Source organism: Streptomyces azureus, assembly GCF_001270025.1.
Classification (GTDB): Bacteria; Actinomycetota; Actinomycetes; order Streptomycetales; family Streptomycetaceae; genus Streptomyces; species Streptomyces azureus.
The window spans coordinates 1-19,368 of sequence record NZ_DF968213.1 but is presented as its reverse complement, the minus strand read 5'-3'; the positions used below and the strand labels follow the sequence as shown (position 1 = coordinate 19,368).

Genomic DNA, 19,368 nt, shown 5'->3' with positions numbered 1-19,368 from the left:
AGATGTCCATGGCAGAGGTTCCCGTCGGGCATGAATTTCAGGTAACGCGGGCAAACACAGCCGTACCCGGCCAAGACGACGGTAGTCCGAGAGGGCCGTCGGCGCCGCTCGTGGCACCGCGGGCCCCCGCGTTGTCGTGAGCAGGACCGAGAAGGCAGGATGACCGCATGACGCACGCGATGCTGAAGGGGTCGAACGTCCCGCTGGAAGTCACCACGGTACGCGCAGTGCTGCGCTGGACACCCGGGCAGGGGGTTCCGGATGTCGACGCCTCCGCGCTGCTCCTCGGCCCCGACGGTCGTGTGCGCTCCGACGAGGACTTCGTCTTCTACAACCAGCCCCGGCACCCTTCCGGGAAGGTGTGGCGGCTCGGCAAGAAGCGGGTCGCCGAGGGCCTGACCGACACGATCCAGACAGATCTCGCCGGTGTCGAGACGGAAGTCAGCCGGATTCTGCTGGTCGCTTCGGCGGACGGCGTCACGTTCGACCACGTACGGGCACTGCGCATTCTGCTGTACGACGCGGCGGGCTCCGGCGCGGAGGCGCTGGCGTACTTCGACGTCAAGCCGGAGACGGGCGAGGAGACCGCGCTGATCTGCGGCGAGCTGTACCGGCGCGGGGAGGGCTGGAAGTTCCGGGCGCTGGGCGAGGGCTACTCGAACGGGCTTCAGGGGCTCGCGACCGACTACGGCATCTCGGTGGACGAGTCGGAGGCGATGGAGGAGACGGCCGCGCAACCGACCACGGTCGGCGCGGCCCAGCCCGCGACCTCCGGCCCCGCACAGCCCGCGCCCGCCGACCCGGCACAGCCCACGACCTCGGCCCCCACCCAGCAGCCCCCGGCCCCGGCCCAGCCCGCCCCCGAGGTGTCCCGGCCGCTGCCGCCGGAGCAGCCGACCGTGGTGCCCGCACAGCCCGGGTACGGATATCCGCCCCAGCAGCCCCCGGCGACCCAGCCGGCGTACGGCTACCCGCATCCCACCAGCCAGCCCGCCTACGGCTATCCGCAGGCGGGGGCGACGGCGGGCGTCACGGGGGCTCAGTCCGGCTACGGCTACCCGCAGCCGGTCGCCGCCGCGGCCCCCGACCCGGACTTCCGCCTGCCCCCGCAGGGCCCACAGCTCATCGGACGCTAGAGGGGACCAGGGGGCCGGCCCCGCGAGGGCCCGGCCCTCAGCCCGGTCGTCAGCGCTCGACCTTCGACTTGTAGCCCCTGCCCCACTGGAGCCCCCACCCGTACAACCGGTCCAGCTCGGCCTGGAAGCCGTAGACGAACCGCGCCTCGCGGCGCACGATGATCTCGTCCTTGACCTTTTCGATCATGACGACGGCGCAGGAGCGGGCCTGCGGCTGGCGTTCGTCGAGGTGGATCTCGATGCGGGGGCCGTTGCTCGGGTAGAGGGTGACGATGGCGTGGGCGCGGTCGAAGGCGGGCGTCGCGTCGTAGATGTAGACGAAGACCAGGAGCCGCTTGATGCTGTCGCGGTGGTCGAGGTTGATGTACATCGTCTCGCCGGACGCGGAGCCGAAGCGGTCGTCGCCGCTGAGCTTGACGTACGGCGCGGCGTTGACGTCGCCGAAGTAGCCGCCGAGGGGCTGGACGACGCCTTTGCTGCCGTCCTGGAGTTCGTACAGACAGCCCAGGTCGAGGTCGACGTTGACCACGCTCTGGCTGTGGCCGATGACCTCCGGCGGTTTGAGGGCCCTGAAGGGGTGCCGCAGCAGGCTCTCGCGCTGCGGGCCGCCGATGTCGGAGGTGCGCATCCGCCAGCTCAGGTTGACCCGGAGATGGCCGGTGGCCGCGCCCTGTTTGGTGAGTGATATCTGCGCGTGCCGCTTGGTCAGTTCGATCGCGTTGGTTGCCGCGTGACCCGAGTCGAACTGCACATCGCGCCCACGCCGGATTCCGTCGAACAGGCCCATTCCGCCCCCACGTTCACTTGGTGACCGCGGGTCCTCGCCGTACCCGCGGCCCTTGACGACCGACGGGGCGGCCGCCGAGGACTCGCCTCGGTGGCCGCCCCGCACAGAGCGTTCCTCACCCGGAGGGGTGTCACACCCCGGACGAGACCTCGGTCTTGTCGTCCGAGCCCGCATTGCCCTCTGCCGCCGCCAGGGCGCGGTTGCGGCGGACGGAGGACCAGAAGGACCAGGCGATCAGGATGACACCGACCGAGCCGGTGATGAACTCGTTGATCTCGTACCGGATGGTGACCAGCAGGATCATGGCGAGCGCGCCGATCGCGTAGTGCGCGCCGTGCTCCAGGTAGACGTAGTCGTCGAGGGTGCCCTCGCGGACCAGGTAGACCGTGAGCGACCGGACGTACATGGCGCCGATACCGAGGCCGAGGGCCATCAGGACGATGTCGTTGGTGATGGCGAAGGCGCCGATCACGCCGTCGAAGGAGAAGGACGCGTCCAGGACCTCCAGGTAGAGGAACATGAAGAACGCGGCCTTGCCCGCCACGACGACCGCGGAGCGCGGTTTGCCGGCGCGGACCGCCTCTTCCTCCTGCTCGTGTTCGCGTTCCTCCTCCTCTTCGAGCTTGTCCTCGAAGTAGCCGGAGAGACCGCCGACGATCATGTAAGTGATCAGACCGCCGATACCGGCGAGCAGAACCGTCTCCGCCTTGTCGACGTGCGTGCCGCCGTGCTGGTGGGCGTGGGTCGCGAAGGTGATCGCCGAGATCAGCAGGATGATCAGCGCGATGCAGACCGACAGCATGTCGACCTTGCCGAGCTTGGCCAGGGGCCGCTCCAGCCAGCCCAGCCACTTGATGTCCCGGTCCTCGAAGATGAAGTCCAGGAAGATCATCAGCAGGAACATGCCACCGAAAGCGGCGATCGACGGGTGGGCGTCGGTGACGAGCTCCTGGTAACGCTCCTTGTCGGTGAGCGCGAGGTCGACGGCCTCGATCGGCCCGAGCTGTGCGCTGAGGGCGACGATCACGACGGGGAAGACCAGCCGCATGCCGAACACGGCGATCAGGATGCCGATCGTGAGGAAGATCTTCTGCCAGAAGGCACTCATCTTCTTCAGGATTCCGGCGTTGACCACCGCGTTGTCGAAGGACAGCGAGATCTCGAGGACGGACAGGATCGCTACGAGCCCGAAGGCGGCCCACCCTCCGTAGAAGACCGCTGCGACCAGGCCGAGCGCGGTGACCGCGAACGACCACCCGAAGGTTTTCAGAAGCACTGGCTACCCAATCGTGTGTGTACGGGTCTCTCCCGTGCCGTACCCGGCTTTACGAACTTTTGAAGCCGAAGTCTAGTCGGCCCCTCTTCGCACCCCACGGGGCCCCGACTTTTGCTCATATCGCGTTACGAGACGTTGACCCCGAAGTCGAGAGCGATGCCCCGCAGCCCCGACGCGTACCCCTGCCCGACGGCCCTGAACTTCCACTCGCTCTGGTAGCGATAAACCTCGCCGAAGATCATCGCGGTCTCCGTGGAGGCGTCCTCGCTGAGGTCGTAGCGGGCGAGTTCCTGGCCGTCCGCCTGGTTCACCACACGGATGAAGGCATTGCTGACCTGGCCGAAGGTCTGGCCGCGTTCGTCGGCCATGTGGATGGAGACGGGAAAGACGATCTTGTCGCACTGGGCCGGCACCTTGGAGAGGTCGATCAGGAGCGACTCGTCGTCGCCGTCGCCCTCGCCGGTGAGGTTGTCACCGGTGTGCTCCACGGAACCGTCCGGGCTCTTGAGCTGGTTGTAGAACACGAACCACTCGTCCCCGAGTACCCGCCCGCCGCTGCACATCAGCGCGCTGGCGTCGAGGTCGAACGGGGCTCCGGTGGTCGAGCGTGCGTCCCAGCCGAGCCCGATCACCACCTGAGTGAGGTTCGGTGCGGCCTTGGACAGGGAGACGTTGCCTCCCTTGGCGAGCGTGACGCCCATGGTTCCCTCCCCGGGTGTGTTTCTCAGGTGGGTCCTGCACGTCCGGCGCCGCACGTAAACCGTGCGGCGCCGGACAGAGGGACCTTTGAGCGGCTCAGACGTTCACGCCGAAGTCCTGCGCGATGCCGCGCAGGCCCGAGGCGTAGCCCTGGCCGATGGCGCGGAACTTCCACTCCGCGCCGTGCCGGTAGAGCTCACCGAAGACCATGGCGGTCTCGGTGGAGGCGTCCTCGCTCAGGTCGTAGCGAGCGATCTCCGCGCCGCCGGCCTGGTTCACGACGCGGATGAACGCGTTGCGCACCTGGCCGAAGGACTGCTGGCGGGTCTCGGCGTCGTAGATCGAGACCGGGAAGACGATCTTCTCGACGTCGGCCGGGACACCGGCGAGGTCGATCTTGATCTGCTCGTCGTCGCCCTCGCCCTCACCGGTGAGGTTGTCACCGGTGTGCTCGACCGAGCCGTCGGGGCTCTTGAGGTTGTTGAAGAAGATGAAGTGCGCGTCACTCGCGACCTTGCCGGACGAGTTCAGCAGCAGCGCGCTGGCGTCCAGGTCGAAGTCGGTGCCGGTCGTGGTGCGGATGTCCCACCCCAGACCCACGATGACCGCGGTCAGGCCCGGGGCCTCCTTGGTCAGCGATACGTTGCCGCCCTTGCTGAGGCTGACTCCCACGAGTCCTCCATAGGTGTTCAGGGGCGGGATGCCCCGTTGTGCTCGGATGTCGGATCAACGAGTCGATCCTAGTGACGGGTTCCCGCCCCTCGCAGGCCCTGGAGCCGACAAATCAGCGGGTGTCGAGCGCATGACGCCCGACCAGCGTCACAGGGTGTCGAGCGCCTTCACGTAGTCGTTGAGGTCGCGCGCGTCCGGCAGGCCGTTGACGACGGTCCAGCGCACGACGCCCTCCTTGTCGATGACGAAGGTGCCGCGCACGGCGCAGCCCTTGTCCTCGTCGAAGACGCCGTAGGCGCGCGAGACGTTGCCGTGCGGCCAGAAGTCCGACAGCAGCGGGTACTCCAGGCCCTCCTGCTCGGCGAAGACGCGCAGCGTGTGGATGGAGTCGTTGGAGACGGCGAGCAACTGGGTGTCGCGGTCGGAGAACTGCGGCAGGTTGTCCCGCAGCTCGCACAGCTCACCGGTGCACACGCCTGTGAAGGCGAAGGGGTAGAAGAGCAGCACCACGTTCTTCCGACCGCGGAAGTCGGACAGCTTCACGCTCGCGCCGTGGTTGTCCTTCAGCTCGAAGTCGGGGGCCTTCTCGCCGACCTGGATCGCCATCGTTGTGGGTGTCCCTTCATGGGGCTTCTCGAATGGGACACACCCTACGCAGGGACCGGCACAGACCGGCGGGCGGGCCGACGATGCCGGCCCGCCCCTTCCGTACGACCGGCGCGTGGACGCGCCGTACGGCTAACGCTTCGACTTGGCGGCTTTGGGTGTCGCCAGCCGGCTGCCGCTCCAGTCCTTGCCGACGCTGACGCTCTTCGACGCCGTCAGGCCCGCCGTGGTGGCGGCTTCCGAGATGTCGCTCGGCTCGACGTAGCCCGAACGGCCCGTCTTCGGCGTGAGGAGCAGGATCGCGCCGCCCTCTTCGATGTACGTGGTGGCATCGACCAGCGCATCCGTCAGGTCGCCGTCGTCGTCACGGAACCACAGCACAACGGCGTCGGCCACGTCGTCGTAGTCCTCGTCCACCAGGTCGCCCTCGACGATGCCCTCAATGGCCTCGCGGAGTTCCTGGTCCACGTCGTCGTCGTAGCCGATCTCCTGGACCACCTGCCCGGGCTGGAACCCCAGCCTGGCGGCAGGGTTCGTCCGCTCCTCCGCGTGGTCCGCGGTCGCGCTCACGGGGTGCCTCCTGATCATGTCTTGGGATGGGGGTGCCCCCTGCTCCTTTGAGCTTGGGGGAATCTCAGCCACGCGCGTGCGCGAAGCATTGGCCGTAGTCCACACGGGCGGGACGGATCGCGCAAGTACCCGGCCGTTCAGACCGCCGAAACGGTGACGATCCTGGCGGTGTCACCGCAACACCAGGCACACCATCATGGCCCAAGGTGACGGACACCACACCTTTCTGCCCTGTTTGGGCGTTTGGGAATCGTCCGCGGGTACGAGACTCGAAGGTATTCGCCCCATACGTCACGGAGCCGCTCCCACGCCCGGGTTACCGCTGGGTAGAGATGACGTTTACGGCCCCGAGGTGGACCATGGGAGCGGCGCGGCCAGAGCGACAACGACCGGCGACCCCAGCGAAACAGCGGCCCTCGCAGGCCCTCTGACAGGTAAGGAACAGCGTGGCTTCCGCATCCGATCGCAACCCGATCATCATTGGCGGCCTTCCGAGTCAGGTTCCTGACTTCGATCCCGAAGAGACGCAGGAGTGGCTCGACTCCCTCGACGCCGCCGTCGACGAGCGCGGCCGCGAGCGCGCCCGCTACCTGATGCTGCGGCTGATCGAGCGGGCCCGCGAGAAGCGCGTGGCCGTGCCGGAGATGCGCAGCACGGACTACGTCAACACCATCCCCACCAAGAGCGAGCCGTTCTTCCCGGGCAACGAGGAGATCGAGCGGAAGATCCTCAACGCGACCCGGTGGAACGCGGCGGTGATGGTCTCCCGGGCCCAGCGCCCCGGCATCGGCGTCGGCGGCCACATCGCCACGTTCGCGTCCTCCGCCTCCCTCTACGACGTCGGCTTCAACCACTTCTTCCGCGGCAAGGACGAGGGCGACGGCGGCGACCAGGTCTTCTTCCAGGGCCACGCCTCGCCGGGCATCTACGCCCGGGCCTTCATGCTGGACCGGCTCAGCGAGCAGCACCTGGACGGCTTCCGCCAGGAGAAGTCGAAGGCGCCGTACGCGCTGTCGTCGTACCCGCACCCGCGGTCGATGCCGGACTTCTGGGAGTTCCCGACGGTGTCGATGGGGCTCGGCCCGATCGGCGCGATCTACCAGGCGCGCATGAACCGCTACATGCAGGCGCGCGGGATCGCCGACACCTCGAAGTCGCACGTCTGGGCCTTCCTCGGCGACGGCGAGATGGACGAGCCCGAGTCGCTGGGCCAGCTGTCCATCGCCGCCCGCGAGGGCCTGGACAACCTCACGTTCGTGGTCAACTGCAACCTCCAGCGCCTCGACGGCCCCGTGCGCGGCAACGGCAAGATCATCCAGGAGCTGGAGTCGATCTTCCGCGGCGCCGGCTGGAACGTGATCAAGCTGGTCTGGGACCGCACCTGGGACCCGCTGCTCGCCCAGGACCGCGACGGCGTGCTGGTCAACAAGATGAACACCACGCCGGACGGGCAGTTCCAGACGTACGCCACGGAGACCGGCGCGTACATCCGCGACCACTTCTTCGGGGACGACCACCGCCTGCGCGCGATGGTCGAGGGCATGACCGACGACCAGATCCTGCACCTGGGCCGCGGCGGTCACGACCACCGGAAGATCTTCGCGGCGTACAAGGCGGCCGTGGAGCACAAGGGCCAGCCGACGGTGATCCTCGCCAAGACGATCAAGGGCTGGACGCTGGGCCCGAACTTCGAGGGCCGCAACGCCACGCACCAGATGAAGAAGCTGACGGTCGACGACCTGAAGCGCTTCCGCGACCGCCTGCACCTGCCGATCTCGGACAAGGAGCTGGAGTCCGGCGTGCCGCCGTACTACCACCCGGGTCCGGACTCGGAGGAGATCCAGTACATGCACGACCGCCGCAGGTCGCTCGGCGGTTACGTCCCCACGCGCGTCGTACGGTCCAAGCCGCTGCCTCTGCCCGAGGACAAGACGTACGCGACCGTGAAGAAGGGCTCGGGCCAGCAGTCCATCGCGACGACGATGGCGTTCGTCCGTCTCCTCAAGGACCTCATGCGGGACAAGGAGATCGGCAAGCGGTTCGTGCTGATCGCGCCGGACGAGTACCGCACGTTCGGCATGGACTCGTTCTTCCCGAGCGCGAAGATCTACAACCCGCTCGGCCAGCAGTACGAGTCGGTCGACCGTGACCTGCTGCTCGCCTACAAGGAGTCGCCGAACGGCCAGATGCTGCACGACGGCATCTCGGAGGCCGGCTGCACGGCGTCCCTGATCGCCGCCGGCTCGGCGTACGCGACCCACGGCGAGCCGCTGATCCCGGTCTACGTCTTCTACTCGATGTTCGGTTTCCAGCGCACCGGCGATCAGTTCTGGCAGATGGCCGACCAGCTGGCGCGCGGTTTCGTCCTGGGCGCGACCGCCGGCCGGACGACCCTGACCGGTGAAGGCCTCCAGCACGCGGACGGCCACTCGCAGCTGCTCGCCTCGACGAACCCCGGCTGCGTGTCCTACGACCCGGCCTTCGGCTTCGAGATCGCGCACATCGTCAAGGACGGCCTGCGCCGGATGTACGGAGGCTCCGAGGAGCACCCGCACGGCGAGGACGTCTTCTACTACCTGACCGTCTACAACGAGCCCATCCAGCACCCGGCCGAGCCGGAGAACGTGGACGTCGAGGGCATCCTCAAGGGTGTCTACCGCTTCAGCGAGGGCACAGGCGGCTCGATCCCGGCGCAGATCATGGCGTCCGGTGTCGCGGTGCCGTGGGCGGTCGAGGCGCAGAAGATCCTCGCGGAGGAGTGGAACGTCAAGGCCGACGTGTGGTCGGCGACCTCCTGGAACGAGCTGCGGCGCGAGGCCGTGGCCTGCGAGGAGCACAACCTGCTGCACCCCGAGGAGGAGCAGCGGGTGCCGTACGTGACGCGGAAGCTGGCCGACGCGCAGGGCCCGGTCGTGGCCGTGTCCGACTGGATGCGATCGGTTCCGGACCAGATCGCGCGCTGGGTGCCGCAGACGTACCAGTCGCTCGGCGCGGACGGCTTCGGCTTCGCCGACACACGGGGCGCGGCCCGCCGCTTCTTCCACATCGACGCGCAGTCGATCGTGGTGGGGGTGCTGACCGAGCTGGCCCGTGAGGGCAAGGTCGACCGGTCGGTGCTCAAGCAGGCCATCGACCGGTACCAGCTGCTCGACGTGTCGGCGGCCGACCCGGGGGCCGCGGGCGGCGACGCGTAACGCGTCAGGCCCTGCCAAGGGGTGGTGAGCCTCACGGGTACACCGTGGACACACCACCCCTTCACCTTTTCTACGATTCGGCCATGCAGCAGCAGTCGGCCCAACTCCGTTGGGAACAACACACGCAACGGCCCCTCTTCGGCCTGGCCCTGGCGTTCGCCGTCGCCTATGCCGTGCCGATCGTCCGGCCCGACGCGAGCCGGGACGTGGTGGAGGTGTGCACGGCCGTCGAGTGGGTGGTGTGGGGCGTGTTCGCACTCGACTACGTCGTACGGCTCGCGCTCGCCGAGCAGCGAATGGTGTTCGTCCGGACGCACTGGCTCGACCTGGGTGCGGTGTTGCTGCCGATGCTTCAGCCGATGCGGTTGCTGCGGCTGGTGTCGACGCTGCTGCTGGTGGGGCAGCGGGCGCGGATGGCCTCGCAGATCAGGCTGACGACCTATGTCGCCGGTGCGGTGGTCGGGCTGCTGATGTTCGGGTCGCTGGCGGTGCTGTCGGTGGAACGGGACTCGCCGGACGGAAACATCCGGACGCTGGGTGACGCGGTGTGGTGGTCGTTCACGACGATGACGACCGTGGGGTACGGGGATCATTCGCCGACCACCGGGTTGGGGCGGATGCTCGCGGTGGGGCTGATGTTGTCCGGGATCGCTCTGCTGGGTGTGGTGACGGCGAACATCGCGGCGTGGTTCATCGCGCGGTTCGAGAAGGACGATGTGGAGGAGCGGCGGCAGACGGAGGCGATACGGGAGTTGACGGAGGAGGTTCGGGCGTTGCGGGGGGAGGTGGCGGCGTTGAAGGGAACGTCCGTTGAGTAGTGCTCGGCGCGGGCGCCCGGGGCGGGTGGGTGCGCGGCCCCGGCGGAGCGGGGTGCCGCTGCGTCCACCCTCCCAAGCTCTCGGCTTCGCTCGAGCAGGGGGACCCCCATCGCCCCAGCGGCACGACTGCCCGCAGCTGGGCGCACCGGACACGAAGGTGGGCCCCCGGCCTGGTGGCCAGGGGCCCTTCCCTCACTTCCCCGGGTCAGAACAGCATGCCGTTGCCCGGAGTCGTCGCTCCGGCCAGCCAGATGATGGCCAGGAGCGTGTCGATGGCGCCCAGGACGAGGGCGACCACGGCCGTGGCCGGGCGGGAGCCCGACCAGGTACGGCCCATGGCGAGCCAGCCGCAGACGATCGCCACGGGGCCGAGGATGATCCCCAGCACGAAGAATCCGGCAACCGCGCAGATGACACCGATGATTCCGAGCGTCGCGCGATCCGGCCCGGTCCGTGACCACGTCCGGCCACGTGAGCGGGGGTGCCTGCGCGTACCGTGTCCGAAGCTCGCCATCATCAACTCCCGTAAACCCTCGGTCGGTTGGGTTCGGTTCGGGTACGACATGGCGAGTACCCCCAAAACGGGCCTCAATCCCGCTGCTTGCGCGCTGCCCCCCTCCAGCAGCGCGCCGCAGCGTCCGTCCTCCATGCCCTGCGGAGGACTTGACCCACTGTGACCTGCGATACCCGCCGGAGGGGAGGGATCGGCGGTCTTGTTCACCCTGATAGGCGAACACCCGGGAGAGACCGTCAGATGTGCGCCGCGCCCGCGCCGGCGCCCGCGTTCTCACCGCGCTTGGTGAGGAACGCCACCAGCACCGCCACCACGGCGACACCGGCGGCGACGAGGGACGCCGCGCTCATGCCGGAGATGAACGTGTCGTGCGCGACGCCCGTGATCTTCGCGGCGATCGCGTCCGGCGTCCCCGGCGCCACCGGCGGGACACCGACCTGGACGGCCTCGGACGCCTGGTGCTCCTGCTCCGGCGTCAGCGGCGGAAGCCCCGCCTTCGTCCAGTTGTCCGCGAGGTCGCTGTCGACCTTGGAGGCCATCACGGCGCCCAGCACGGCCGTGCCGAGGCTGCCGCCGATCTGCATGGCGGCCTGCTGGAGACCGCCCGCCACGCCCGACAGCTCCATCGGCGCGTTGCCGACGATGACCTCGGTCGCGCCGACCATGACCGGCGCGAGGCCGAGGCCGAGCAGGGCGAACCAGACCGACATGATGCCGCTGCCGGTGTCCGTCTCCAGCGTCGACATCCCGTACATGGCGATCGCGGTGAGCGCCATGCCGCCCGCGAGCGGGATCCGCGGGCCGACCTTGGTGATCATCGCGCCGGCGAGCGGCGAGCCGACGATCATCATGCCGGTGAGCGGGAGCAGGTGCAGACCGGCGTCGATCGGGCTCATGCCGTGCACGTTCTGGAGGTAGAACGTCACGAAGAACAGCCCGCCCATGAAGGCGATGGCCATCAGGATCATCAGCACGACACCCGCGGACAGCGGGACGGAGCGGAACAGCGCCAGCGGGACCAGCGGCTCCCTGACCTTCGTCTCCCAGAAGGAGAACAGTGCGAAGCCCACGACCGACGCGATGATGAACGCCCATGTCCTGCCGTCGCCCCAGCCCCACTCCGGAGCCTTGATCAGGGCCCAGACGAGGCAGAACATCGCGGCGGACAGCAGGGCGATGCCGAGGATGTCGAAGGAGCGCGGGGCGTTCTCGGCACGGTGGTCGAGGAGGATCCAGACGCCGAGGACGACGGCGAGGACACCGACCGGCACGTTGATGAAGAACACCGACTGCCAGTTGACGTGCTCGACGAGCACGCCGCCGAGGATCGGGCCGCCCGCGGTGGAGGCGCCGATGACCATGCCCCAGATGCCGATCGCCATGTTGAGCTTCTCGGCCGGGAAGGTGGCCCGCAGCAGACCGAGCGCGGCCGGCATCAGCAGCGCGCCGAAGAGGCCCTGCAGGACGCGGAAGGTGACGACGAGCGCGATGCTGTCGGACAGACCGATGGCGCCCGAGGCGGCGGCGAAGCCGACGACGCCGATGAGGAAGGTCTGCCGGTGACCGAAGCGGTCGCCGAGCTTGCCCGCGGTGATCAGGGAGACCGCGAGGGCGAGGAAGTATCCGTTGGTGATCCACTGGACCTCGGCGAAGGTGGCGCCGAGGTCCTTCTGTATGGCGGGGTTGGCTATGGCCACGATGGTGCCGTCGAGGGCCACCATCATGACCCCCACAGCGACGGTGATGAGGGTGAGCCAGGGGTGCCCCCGCAGCCCCTTGCCCGGCGTCGCGCCCGACGGCGTCGCCGGTGCCTTGCCCCCCGACCCCGTCGTGTCGATGGTGGTCTGACTAGTCATGCGTCGAGGCTAATGACAGTCACTGACAATTGACAAACCAATTCACAAGTCGGTAACTGACACGACACCCCCCTATAGCCTGAACTGGGCAAACCCTTCAGAGAAAGGCACCTCTTGAACCTGCGCGAACGCAAGAAGCTGCGCACCCGGGACGCGCTGCTGCGGGCGGCCATGGAACTGTTCGCCACGCGCGGGTACGAGGAGACGACCGTCGACGACATCGCCGCCGCCGTCGACGTCTCGCAGCGCACCTTCTTCCGCTACTTCGCCGGCAAGGAGGAGGCGGCGTTCTACGTGACGCGGCTCGCGGAGACTCAGGTCGTCGAGGCCGTACGGGCCCGCCCGCCGGGCGAGGCCCCGCTGGAGGCGCTGCGCCGGGCCCTGCTGGAGAGCTGGGACGCGATCAACGAGACGATCGAGGAGATCGTGCCGGTCGACCTCCATATGCGCGTCTACCGGGTGATCGAGTCGACGCCCGCACTGCTCGCCGCCCATCTGCGGCGGGCGGCGGAACTGGAGGAGGAGCTCGCGCGCATCATCGCCGGGCGTGAGGGCCTCGACGTGGACGCGGATCCGCGGCCCAGGATCATCGTGGCGCTCTTCGGCGGGGTGATTCGCGTCACCGAGCGGTTGTGGTCCGCGGGGGACGACCTCAGCCTCGAAGGGATGCGCCAACTGACCGCCACCTACCTCGATCAGGTGGGCCCGGCCCTGGCCGGGAACTGGCGTACGGGACAGTCCCCTTAGCGCATACACCGAAACGTGATCCCGGTCACTTGGTTAACGCGAGACCCCTTCGTTCTCCTAGTGTGTCCTTTCAGTGACTTCCTTCGACACCACCCCGCAACTGAACGTCTGGCGCGCACTGCTCGCTCTGGCCGTCGTGTTCGTGATGCTGGCGACCAGCGGTTGGACGGCTCTGCGCAACCAGCGGGGCGACACGCCGCTGCAGGCCTCGCTCTCCGCCTGGGAGCGCGGCCGGATCGACGGCCACCGGCTGCCCGACCCGCAGTCGCAGCCGACGAAGCTGGCCCGCTTCTTCGCGTCGCTCACCGAGCGGGACCGCGCGAGTCTGGTCCGTAAGTACCCGCTCGCGGTCGGCAACATGAACGGCGCCCCGGTCGAACTGCGCTACCGCGCCAATCGCATCGCGCTCGGCCAGGCACGAGAGGTCGAGCGGGAACGCATGCACGACAGCCGCCTCACCCAGACCGGGAAGCACGAGGCCGGCCGCCGGATGCACCGCTTCGCAGACCTCATGGAGAAGGACCGCCGCATCCTCGCCTTCGACCCCGACGGCTCGGGGCGGGTGGCGGAGGTCTTCGGCGACCTGCGCGAGGCGGACCGGGTCTCGGTCGTCGTGCCCGGTGTGGACACCGACCTGCTCACTTTCCAGCGCACCCGCCGCAAGTACTCGGCACCCGTCGGCATGGCCGAGTCCCTCTACGCGGCCGAGCGGGCGGCGAGCCCCTCGACCCGTACAGCCGTGATCGCCTGGGCCGACTACACGGCACCCAGCGGACTCGGCATCGACTCGGCCACTGGGTTGCGCGCCGAGGAGGGGGCCCTACGGCTGAACGCGCTGGTGCGGGCGCTGCCGAACAGTTCGCCGGTCTCGCTGTTCTGCCACAGCTACGGCTCCGTGGTGTGCGGGGTCGCCGCGCACTCGCTGCCGGGCCGGGTGTCCGACATCGCGGTGGCCGGCAGCCCCGGCATGCGCGTCGAGAAGGCCGCCCAGCTGCACACCACCGCCCGGGTGTGGGCGATGCGGGACGCCGACGACTGGATCCAGGACGTGCCGTACCTGGAGGTCGGCGGGCTGGGCCACGGGGCCGACCCGGTGTCCACCGGGTTCGGTGCGCGGGTGTTGTCGGCGCAGGGTGCGAAGGGTCACGCCGGCTACTTCGAGCCGGGCACGGCAAGCCTGATGAATTTCGCAGAGATCGGCGTTGGCGCATACCGCTCGGTGCACTGCGCGCACGAAGACGGCGTCTGCCGGACCGGTTTGTCCGGCACGGCGGCGGCCTGACGCGCGTAGAGGCGAAGAAACTGCGGTCTGCTCGGGAGGGGGACGGAGGAGCGCGTGCCGCATACGATGAGCCGCATGGGTGATGTGCTGGCCGGATATCATGCCGCCTGGGAGTTCGAGTCCGACTCCGTGCTCATCCGTTACGAGCGGGGAATTCGAACACCCAAGCTCTTCCAGGCGCTGGGGGAACGTCGTGTGCCTCTGGAGGCGATCTCCGGGGTGACACTGACGCGCGGGAAGCGCGGCACGGTGGTGCTGCGCGTCGAGCCGCGGCCCGGTGCGGACCCGTTGATGGAGGCGGCCGCCGGGCAGCTCAAGGACGGCGGCGATCCCTACCGGCTGGTGCTGCCCGCCGAGCGGGAGGTCCTCGCGGAGTACTACGCCGAGGAACTGCAAGGGCTGCTGACGGAGTCCGGCCCGGCGGAGCGGTTCCTCGTGGAGCCGCCCAAGGGGCCGTTGTCGTTCAAGGCGTACGACGGGAAGGCCTCGTTCGACGGGCGGACCGTGAACTTCCGGTGGTTCTGGACCGGGGCGTCGTCGGCGAAGTGGAAGGCCGGGGACCAGAGTTTCTCCGTCGGGGAGCTGAACGGGGTGGAGTGGCGGTCGCCCGAGGTCTTCGAGGGGCATCTGCGGTTGTTGCGGCGCGACGGAGCGGAGACGGCGGCCGCGGCTGCGCAGGCTGACCAGGATCCTGCCGCGGTGGTGTTCGGGCTGGGGTATGGACCCGTGCATGAGTCACTGCCGTTCGCTGCGGCGGTGTTGGCGGCGGTGCGGACGTCGAGTCCGGTGGCGGCTGTGTCCGCGGCTGGGCCGCGGCGTGATCCTGCGGATATCGCCGAGCGGATTCGGCATCTGGGGGAGCTGCACCAGGCCGGGCTGGTGACCGATGAGGAGTTCTCGGTGAAGAAGGCGGAGTTGTTGGCGGAGCTTTAGCGTCTGTGGAGTACTGCGCGCCGGCGGGTGCGGGTGCTCCGTGGCCGGTCGCGCAGTTCACCGCCCCTGAGAACCTCTACTCACGACCCGCCGAAGTGAACGCCATGTCCGCGTACCTGTTGCCTGCCACCTGGGCTGCGATCGGGTCCAGCAGGGAGACTTCCTCCTCCGTCAGAACGATCCTGGTTGCCGCCGTGTTCTCCTCCACCCTGGACGGCTTGCGGGTGCCCGGGATCGGGATGACCGGGAGGTTGTGGACCGCCGCCTGCTGCTGGACCCAGGCCAGGGCGATCTGGCCCGGGGTGGCGCCGTGGGACGAGGCGATCGTGCGGATCGGCTCCAGCAGGGCCGCGTTCCTCGCCGCGTTGTCCCCCGTGAAACGGGGCTGCTGGCGGCGGAAGTCGTCGGGGGTCAGGTCCTCGGCCTTGGCGAAGGAGCCCGTGAGGAAGCCGCGGCCGAGCGGGGAGTAGGGGACCAGGGCCACGCCCAGGTCGCGGGCCGCGGGGACGACCTTCGGCTCGATGTCACGGCTGAACAGCGACCACTCCGACTGCACGGCCGCGATCGGGTGCACCGCGTGGGCGGCGCGGAGTTCGTCCGCCGTCACCTCGCTCAGGCCCAGGTGCTTGACCTTGCCCTCGCGGACCAGTTCGGCCATGGTGCCGACGCTCTCCTCGATCGGCACGTTCACATCGCGCCGGTGCATGTAGTAGAGGTCGATGACGTCGACGTCGAGGCGCTTCAGGCTCGCCTCGACGGCCTGACGGATGTAGGGCGGGTCGTTGCGGATGACGCGGCGCGTCGGGTCGTCCGGGGGGATCGACAGGGCGAACTTGGTCGCGATGACGACCTCGTCGCGGTGGGCCTTGAAGAACGGCGAGAGGAACCGCTCGTTCTCGCCGGCGCCGTACGCGTCGGCCGTGTCGTAGAAGGTGACGCCCAGTTCGAGCGCCCGTTCGAGGGTGGCCCGGGACGCTTCCGCGTCCACGGGGCCGTAGGCGAAGCTCATGCCCATGCAGCCGAGGCCCTGGACACCCACCTCGGGGCCGTGGTCGCCGAGCTTCGCCGTCGTGATCCTGCCGTCCGTCATCGGGACCTCTCCGACGCCAGGGCACGCCCGGCGTCCGCGTAGAAACTGATCTTCCGGTCGAGCACGGCGAGCGTGCCCCGGAGTTCGTCGATCCTGGCCAGCACGTCCTCACGGGTCGTCTTCAGCAGCTCGAAGCGCTCGCCGTAGGTGTGGTCGCCCTCACGCACGAGTTCCGCGTACCGGACCATGTCGGCGACCGGCATGCCCGTCAGGCGGAGCTTGCCCACGAGGTCGAGCCAGTCGAGGTCGCGGTTGGTGTAGCGGCGCTGGCCGGTGTGGGACCGGTCGATGTGCGGCATCAGGCCGATGCGCTCGTACCAGCGCAGGGTGTGTGCCGTCAGGCCCGTAAGGGCGACGACCTCGCTGATCGTGTAGCGGTCCTGGCCGTCCGGACGCCGGTTCTGCTGCGGCGGGCCGGCGCAGGTGTCGGTCCTGGTACCCGTGGTCTCCATCACCGTCATGCCCCCAACGCTAGAACCTTGGAGTGCACTCCAAGCAAGCGCCGACGGTAAGAAATCGGCAGGACACTTCTTGATCCGGCTGGTTAGCGTAGGGCGTCATGAGTGTCGTACGCCGTGCCCTGCCCGAGGACGCCGAGGAAGTTCTGCGCCTGCGCCAAGTCATGATCGATTCGATGTTCGCGGCCGACGGCTCCACCGCCTGGCACGGGGAGTCCCTCCCCACGCTGAGAGCCAAACTGGGCGAAACGGAAGGGGACTTCACGGCATTCGTCGTGGACCACCCCGAGCGGCCGGGGGCGTTGGCGTCGCTGGTGGCCGGGACGATCGACTACCGCATCGGGAAGTCGGGCAATCCGCAGGGCGTCGTCGGGTTCGTCTTCAGCGTCGCCACCGACCCGGACGCCCGTCGGCGTGGGTACGCGCGCGCGTGCATGCACAGCCTGCTGGAGTGGTTCCGCGAACGCGGCGCCCGGCGCGTGCAGCTCACCGCCTCGCCGGAGGCCGAGCCGCTGTACGTCTCCCTCGGTTTCCGGCCCAAGCCCGACCCCTTGCTGGAGCTGGCGCTCTGAGCGCATAGGCTCGAAGGCATGTCGCTGAAGAGCCTCGCGTTGATCGAGAACTGGCCGGTTCCCACCGCCGCGGCGGGTGTCGTACGGGCGGACGGCACCGTCCTCGGCACGCACGGACCGGCCGGACAGCGGTTCCCGCTCGCGTCGGTGACCAAGCCGCTCGCCGCCTACGCGGTGCTCGTCGCGTACGAGGAGGGGGCCATCGAGCTCGACGAGCCCGCCGGTCCGGCCGGGTCGACGGTCCGGCACCTGCTCGCGCACACCTCGGGCCTCGCCTTCGACGAGCACAAGGTCACGGCCCCGCCCGGGGAACGGCGGCTGTACTCCAACGCCGGCTTCGAGCAGCTCGGCGACCACGTCGCGAAGGCGACCGACATCCCGTTCGGGGAGTACCTGCGCCAGGCCGTGCTGGAGCCGCTGGGCATGACCTCGACGAGCCTGGAGGGGTCTCCGGCCAAGGACGGGGTGTCGACGGTCGAGGACCTGCTGCGGTTCGCCGCCGAGGTGCAGGGCCCCCGTCTGCTGGACCCCCGTACGGTCGCCGAGGCGATGACCGTGCACTACCCGGGCACGAAGGGCGTCCTGCCGGGGTACGGCCACCAGAACCCCAACGACTGGGGGCTCGGCTTCGAGATCCGCGACTCCAAGTCACCGCACTGGACGGGCTCGTCGTCCTCGTCGCGCACGTTCGGGCACTTCGGGCAGTCAGGGACGTTCCTGTGGATCGACCCCGACGCGCGGGCCGCGTGCGTCGCACTGACGGACCGGGCGTTCGGGCCGTGGGCGATCGAGGCGTGGCCGGCGTTCACGGACGCGGTACTGGCCGATCTCTAGTGCCCCGGCAGGCAACGTTTGCCCGTCAAGGAGCGGCGCCCGGTGCGTGCTCTGGGGGTACCCCCTGCTCGAAGAGCTCGGGGGAGTGCCGGCCGGAAGCCCTCGTACTGGATGCACTCGGGCTTTCGTCCGGTGCGGCGAGAGGGCGTACCGGGCGTCGCGACGGGGTGAACGTTGCCTGCCGGGGCACTAGTTCATCTCCCAGACCAGCAGCTCCGCCTCCGTCACGCCCTCGGCTTCCAGGCCCTTGGCGTCGGTGATCCGGGCCGCGTCGCCCGCGCCCAGTTCCTCGCCGTCCAGGCGTACGTCACCACGCACGACGTGCACGTACGCGTACGCCGCGTCCGGTACCGCCGTCCGCTCCCCCGCCCCCAGGCGCCGTACGTGCAGCATCGCGCCGGCCTCCGGGACGGCGTAGGGCGTCGAGTCGGCGATGCCGTGGACGACCTCGTAGTACGGGTCGCCGCCGGGCCGGAGCGGGGCCAGCCACATCTGGACGAAGGTCAGGGGGTCGGGGCCGTCGTTGCGCTCCACGTGGCGCATCCCGTCCGCCGAGCTCAGCCGCTGCACGTCCCCGTGGCGCACCGCCGACTCGTGCCCGGTGGAGTCCCGGTGCGTCAGCTCCCCCTCGACCACCCACGTCACGATCTCGGTGTGACTGTGCGGATGCTCGTCGAAGCCGGCACCGGGTGCCAGGTGCTCCTCGTTGCAGGCGATCACCGCGCCGAAACGGAGGTTGTCCGGGTCGTAGTGGGGGCCGAAAGAGAAGGCGTGCCGGCTCTCGATTCCGGCCTCCGGGTCGCCACCTTGGTAGCGCTCATCAGCGCGCCGTACGTCCATCACGGAGTCCACCGTAGACCCGGCGACGCACCTTCCCGTCCGGATAAGGCAGTCTTGTCCCGTGCCCCGACCCGAAACCAGCAAGAACGAAGCCGCAGCACACGACGTCCACCCGCATGCCGCGACGCTGAAGCGGCTGGAGAAGTCGTCCGGATCGCTCGCCGCGCAGGCCATCGCGCGGATGGACGAGACGCTGCCCTGGTACCGGGCCATGCCCCCGGAGAACCGTTCCTGGATCGGTCTGGTCGCGCAGGCGGGTATCGCCGCCTTCACCGAGTGGTTCCGGCGTCCGGACGCCCCGCAGGCCATCTCCACCGACGTGTTCGGAACCGCGCCCCGCGAGCTGACCCGGGCGATCACGCTGCGGCAGACCGTGGAGATGGTGCGCACCACCATCGAGGTCATGGAGAGCGCGATCGACGAGGTCGCGGCCCCGGGCGACGAGAACGTGCTGCGCGAGGCCCTGCTCGTCTACGCCCGGGAG

General features: G+C 69.1%; 19 protein-coding genes and 1 pseudogene. 9 read left to right on the top strand and 11 right to left on the bottom strand.

The annotated features are described in order from the left end of the window. The first annotated feature begins 167 nt into the window (after positions 1-167). On the top strand, positions 168-1,136 hold the full coding sequence (locus AOQ53_RS05230) for a TerD family protein (RefSeq protein ID WP_059415369.1): 969 nt from the start codon (positions 168-170) through the stop codon (positions 1,134-1,136). A gap of 49 nt (positions 1,137-1,185) precedes the next feature. Here AOQ53_RS05230 and AOQ53_RS05225 read toward each other — a convergent pair whose 3' ends face one another. The 6 genes from AOQ53_RS05225 to AOQ53_RS05200 form a co-directional block, all read right to left on the bottom strand. Continuing rightward, the gene (locus AOQ53_RS05225) at positions 1,186-1,923 is read right to left on the bottom strand and encodes a TerD family protein (RefSeq protein ID WP_059415368.1); all 738 of its coding nucleotides are present in this window, start codon (positions 1,921-1,923) and stop codon (positions 1,186-1,188) included. A 130-nt stretch (positions 1,924-2,053) separates the two neighbouring features. Further along, positions 2,054-3,199: a DUF475 domain-containing protein gene (locus tag AOQ53_RS05220; protein WP_059415367.1), complete on the bottom strand. Its 1,146-nt coding sequence runs from the start codon at positions 3,197-3,199 to the stop codon at positions 2,054-2,056. A gap of 125 nt (positions 3,200-3,324) precedes the next feature. Continuing rightward, positions 3,325-3,900 carry a TerD family protein gene (locus AOQ53_RS05215; protein WP_059415366.1) on the bottom strand — a complete coding sequence of 192 codons (576 nt, stop codon included), beginning with the start codon at positions 3,898-3,900 and terminating at the stop codon, positions 3,325-3,327. A gap of 94 nt (positions 3,901-3,994) precedes the next feature. Beyond that, on the bottom strand, positions 3,995-4,570 hold the full coding sequence (locus AOQ53_RS05210; protein ID WP_059415365.1) for a calcium homeostasis/redox stress adaptation protein: 576 nt from the start codon (positions 4,568-4,570) through the stop codon (positions 3,995-3,997). A 147-nt stretch (positions 4,571-4,717) separates the two neighbouring features. After that, the gene (locus tag AOQ53_RS05205; protein WP_010048511.1) at positions 4,718-5,176 is read right to left on the bottom strand and encodes a peroxiredoxin; all 459 of its coding nucleotides are present in this window, start codon (positions 5,174-5,176) and stop codon (positions 4,718-4,720) included. Positions 5,177-5,308: 132 nt separating this feature from the next. Then, positions 5,309-5,746, bottom strand: coding sequence for a DUF3052 domain-containing protein (locus AOQ53_RS05200; protein ID WP_010048512.1), 438 nt, complete (start codon positions 5,744-5,746; stop codon positions 5,309-5,311). 446 nt (positions 5,747-6,192) lie between these two features. Here AOQ53_RS05200 and aceE point away from each other — a divergent pair, with 446 nt between their 5' ends. Next, positions 6,193-8,940 carry a pyruvate dehydrogenase (acetyl-transferring), homodimeric type gene (gene aceE / locus AOQ53_RS05195; protein ID WP_059415363.1) on the top strand — a complete coding sequence of 916 codons (2,748 nt, stop codon included), beginning with the start codon at positions 6,193-6,195 and terminating at the stop codon, positions 8,938-8,940. Positions 8,941-9,023: 83 nt separating this feature from the next. Further along, complete coding sequence (locus AOQ53_RS05190) at positions 9,024-9,758, top strand: potassium channel family protein (protein WP_059415362.1); 735 nt, start codon at positions 9,024-9,026, stop codon at positions 9,756-9,758. A gap of 205 nt (positions 9,759-9,963) precedes the next feature. Here AOQ53_RS05190 and AOQ53_RS05185 read toward each other — a convergent pair whose 3' ends face one another. Both AOQ53_RS05185 and AOQ53_RS05180 read right to left on the bottom strand, forming a co-directional pair. Then, a complete protein-coding gene (locus tag AOQ53_RS05185; RefSeq protein WP_059415361.1) occupies positions 9,964-10,275 on the bottom strand; it encodes a hypothetical protein in 312 nt (103 codons plus the stop codon). Positions 10,276-10,508: 233 nt separating this feature from the next. After that, on the bottom strand, positions 10,509-12,128 hold the full coding sequence (locus AOQ53_RS05180) for an MFS transporter (protein ID WP_059415360.1): 1,620 nt from the start codon (positions 12,126-12,128) through the stop codon (positions 10,509-10,511). A 171-nt stretch (positions 12,129-12,299) separates the two neighbouring features. Here AOQ53_RS05180 and AOQ53_RS05175 point away from each other — a divergent pair, with 171 nt between their 5' ends. The 3 genes from AOQ53_RS05175 to AOQ53_RS05165 all read left to right on the top strand — a co-directional run bounded on the left by AOQ53_RS05175 (position 12,300) and on the right by AOQ53_RS05165 (position 15,090). Then, complete coding sequence (locus AOQ53_RS05175; protein WP_236711600.1) at positions 12,300-12,875, top strand: TetR family transcriptional regulator; 576 nt, start codon at positions 12,300-12,302, stop codon at positions 12,873-12,875. Between the two features lie 73 nt (positions 12,876-12,948). After that, positions 12,949-14,157 carry an alpha/beta hydrolase gene (locus AOQ53_RS05170; RefSeq protein WP_059415357.1) on the top strand — a complete coding sequence of 403 codons (1,209 nt, stop codon included), beginning with the start codon at positions 12,949-12,951 and terminating at the stop codon, positions 14,155-14,157. 66 nt (positions 14,158-14,223) lie between these two features. Further along, on the top strand, positions 14,224-15,090 hold the full coding sequence (locus tag AOQ53_RS05165) for a DUF4429 domain-containing protein (protein WP_059415356.1): 867 nt from the start codon (positions 14,224-14,226) through the stop codon (positions 15,088-15,090). 76 nt (positions 15,091-15,166) lie between these two features. On the opposite strand, the gene AOQ53_RS05160 is transcribed toward AOQ53_RS05165, so the two are convergent. Both AOQ53_RS05160 and AOQ53_RS05155 read right to left on the bottom strand, forming a co-directional pair. Then, positions 15,167-16,180: an aldo/keto reductase gene (locus AOQ53_RS05160; protein WP_059415355.1), complete on the bottom strand. Its 1,014-nt coding sequence runs from the start codon at positions 16,178-16,180 to the stop codon at positions 15,167-15,169. Then, positions 16,177-16,641, bottom strand: coding sequence for a MerR family transcriptional regulator (locus AOQ53_RS05155; RefSeq protein WP_059415352.1), 465 nt, complete (start codon positions 16,639-16,641; stop codon positions 16,177-16,179). Before AOQ53_RS05155 ends, AOQ53_RS05160 begins: the two co-directional genes overlap by 4 nt. 98 nt (positions 16,642-16,739) lie before the next feature. Here AOQ53_RS05155 and AOQ53_RS05150 point away from each other — a divergent pair, with 98 nt between their 5' ends. Continuing rightward, positions 16,740-17,210: a GNAT family N-acetyltransferase gene (locus tag AOQ53_RS05150; RefSeq protein WP_059415350.1), complete on the top strand. Its 471-nt coding sequence runs from the start codon at positions 16,740-16,742 to the stop codon at positions 17,208-17,210. A gap of 18 nt (positions 17,211-17,228) precedes the next feature. Then, positions 17,229-18,044 (top strand): serine hydrolase domain-containing protein, encoded by an 816-nt coding sequence (locus AOQ53_RS05145; protein ID WP_059415348.1) that lies wholly within the window; start codon positions 17,229-17,231, stop codon positions 18,042-18,044. 189 nt (positions 18,045-18,233) lie between these two features. Here AOQ53_RS05145 and AOQ53_RS05140 read toward each other — a convergent pair whose 3' ends face one another. Then, positions 18,234-18,884 (bottom strand): pirin family protein, encoded by a 651-nt coding sequence (locus tag AOQ53_RS05140; protein WP_059415425.1) that lies wholly within the window; start codon positions 18,882-18,884, stop codon positions 18,234-18,236. Between the two features lie 61 nt (positions 18,885-18,945). Between AOQ53_RS05140 and AOQ53_RS05135 the strand changes: the two are divergent. Continuing rightward, positions 18,946-19,368, top strand: a pseudogene (locus AOQ53_RS05135) (PucR family transcriptional regulator); the annotation flags it as partial.

Excerpts from the sequence above, each read along its gene's own strand:
- AOQ53_RS05230 (WP_059415369.1), top strand. The coding sequence starts at position 168 with ATGACGCACGCGATGCTGAAGGGGTCGAACGTCCCGCTGGAAGTCACC.
- AOQ53_RS05225 (WP_059415368.1), bottom strand. The coding sequence starts at position 1,923 with ATGGGCCTGTTCGACGGAATCCGGCGTGGGCGCGATGTGCAGTTCGAC.
- AOQ53_RS05215 (WP_059415366.1), bottom strand. The coding sequence starts at position 3,900 with ATGGGCGTCACGCTCGCCAAGGGAGGCAACGTCTCCCTGTCCAAGGCC.
- AOQ53_RS05205 (WP_010048511.1), bottom strand. The coding sequence starts at position 5,176 with ATGGCGATCCAGGTCGGCGAGAAGGCCCCCGACTTCGAGCTGAAGGAC.
- AOQ53_RS05190 (WP_059415362.1), top strand. The coding sequence starts at position 9,024 with ATGCAGCAGCAGTCGGCCCAACTCCGTTGGGAACAACACACGCAACGG.
- AOQ53_RS05185 (WP_059415361.1), bottom strand. The coding sequence starts at position 10,275 with ATGATGGCGAGCTTCGGACACGGTACGCGCAGGCACCCCCGCTCACGT.
- AOQ53_RS05180 (WP_059415360.1), bottom strand. The coding sequence starts at position 12,128 with ATGACTAGTCAGACCACCATCGACACGACGGGGTCGGGGGGCAAGGCA.
- AOQ53_RS05175 (WP_236711600.1), top strand. The coding sequence starts at position 12,300 with ATGGAACTGTTCGCCACGCGCGGGTACGAGGAGACGACCGTCGACGAC.
- AOQ53_RS05165 (WP_059415356.1), top strand. The coding sequence starts at position 14,224 with ATGAGCCGCATGGGTGATGTGCTGGCCGGATATCATGCCGCCTGGGAG.
- AOQ53_RS05160 (WP_059415355.1), bottom strand. The coding sequence starts at position 16,180 with ATGACGGACGGCAGGATCACGACGGCGAAGCTCGGCGACCACGGCCCC.
- AOQ53_RS05155 (WP_059415352.1), bottom strand. The coding sequence starts at position 16,641 with ATGACGGTGATGGAGACCACGGGTACCAGGACCGACACCTGCGCCGGC.
- AOQ53_RS05150 (WP_059415350.1), top strand. The coding sequence starts at position 16,740 with ATGAGTGTCGTACGCCGTGCCCTGCCCGAGGACGCCGAGGAAGTTCTG.
- AOQ53_RS05145 (WP_059415348.1), top strand. The coding sequence starts at position 17,229 with ATGTCGCTGAAGAGCCTCGCGTTGATCGAGAACTGGCCGGTTCCCACC.
- AOQ53_RS05140 (WP_059415425.1), bottom strand. The coding sequence starts at position 18,884 with ATGGACGTACGGCGCGCTGATGAGCGCTACCAAGGTGGCGACCCGGAG.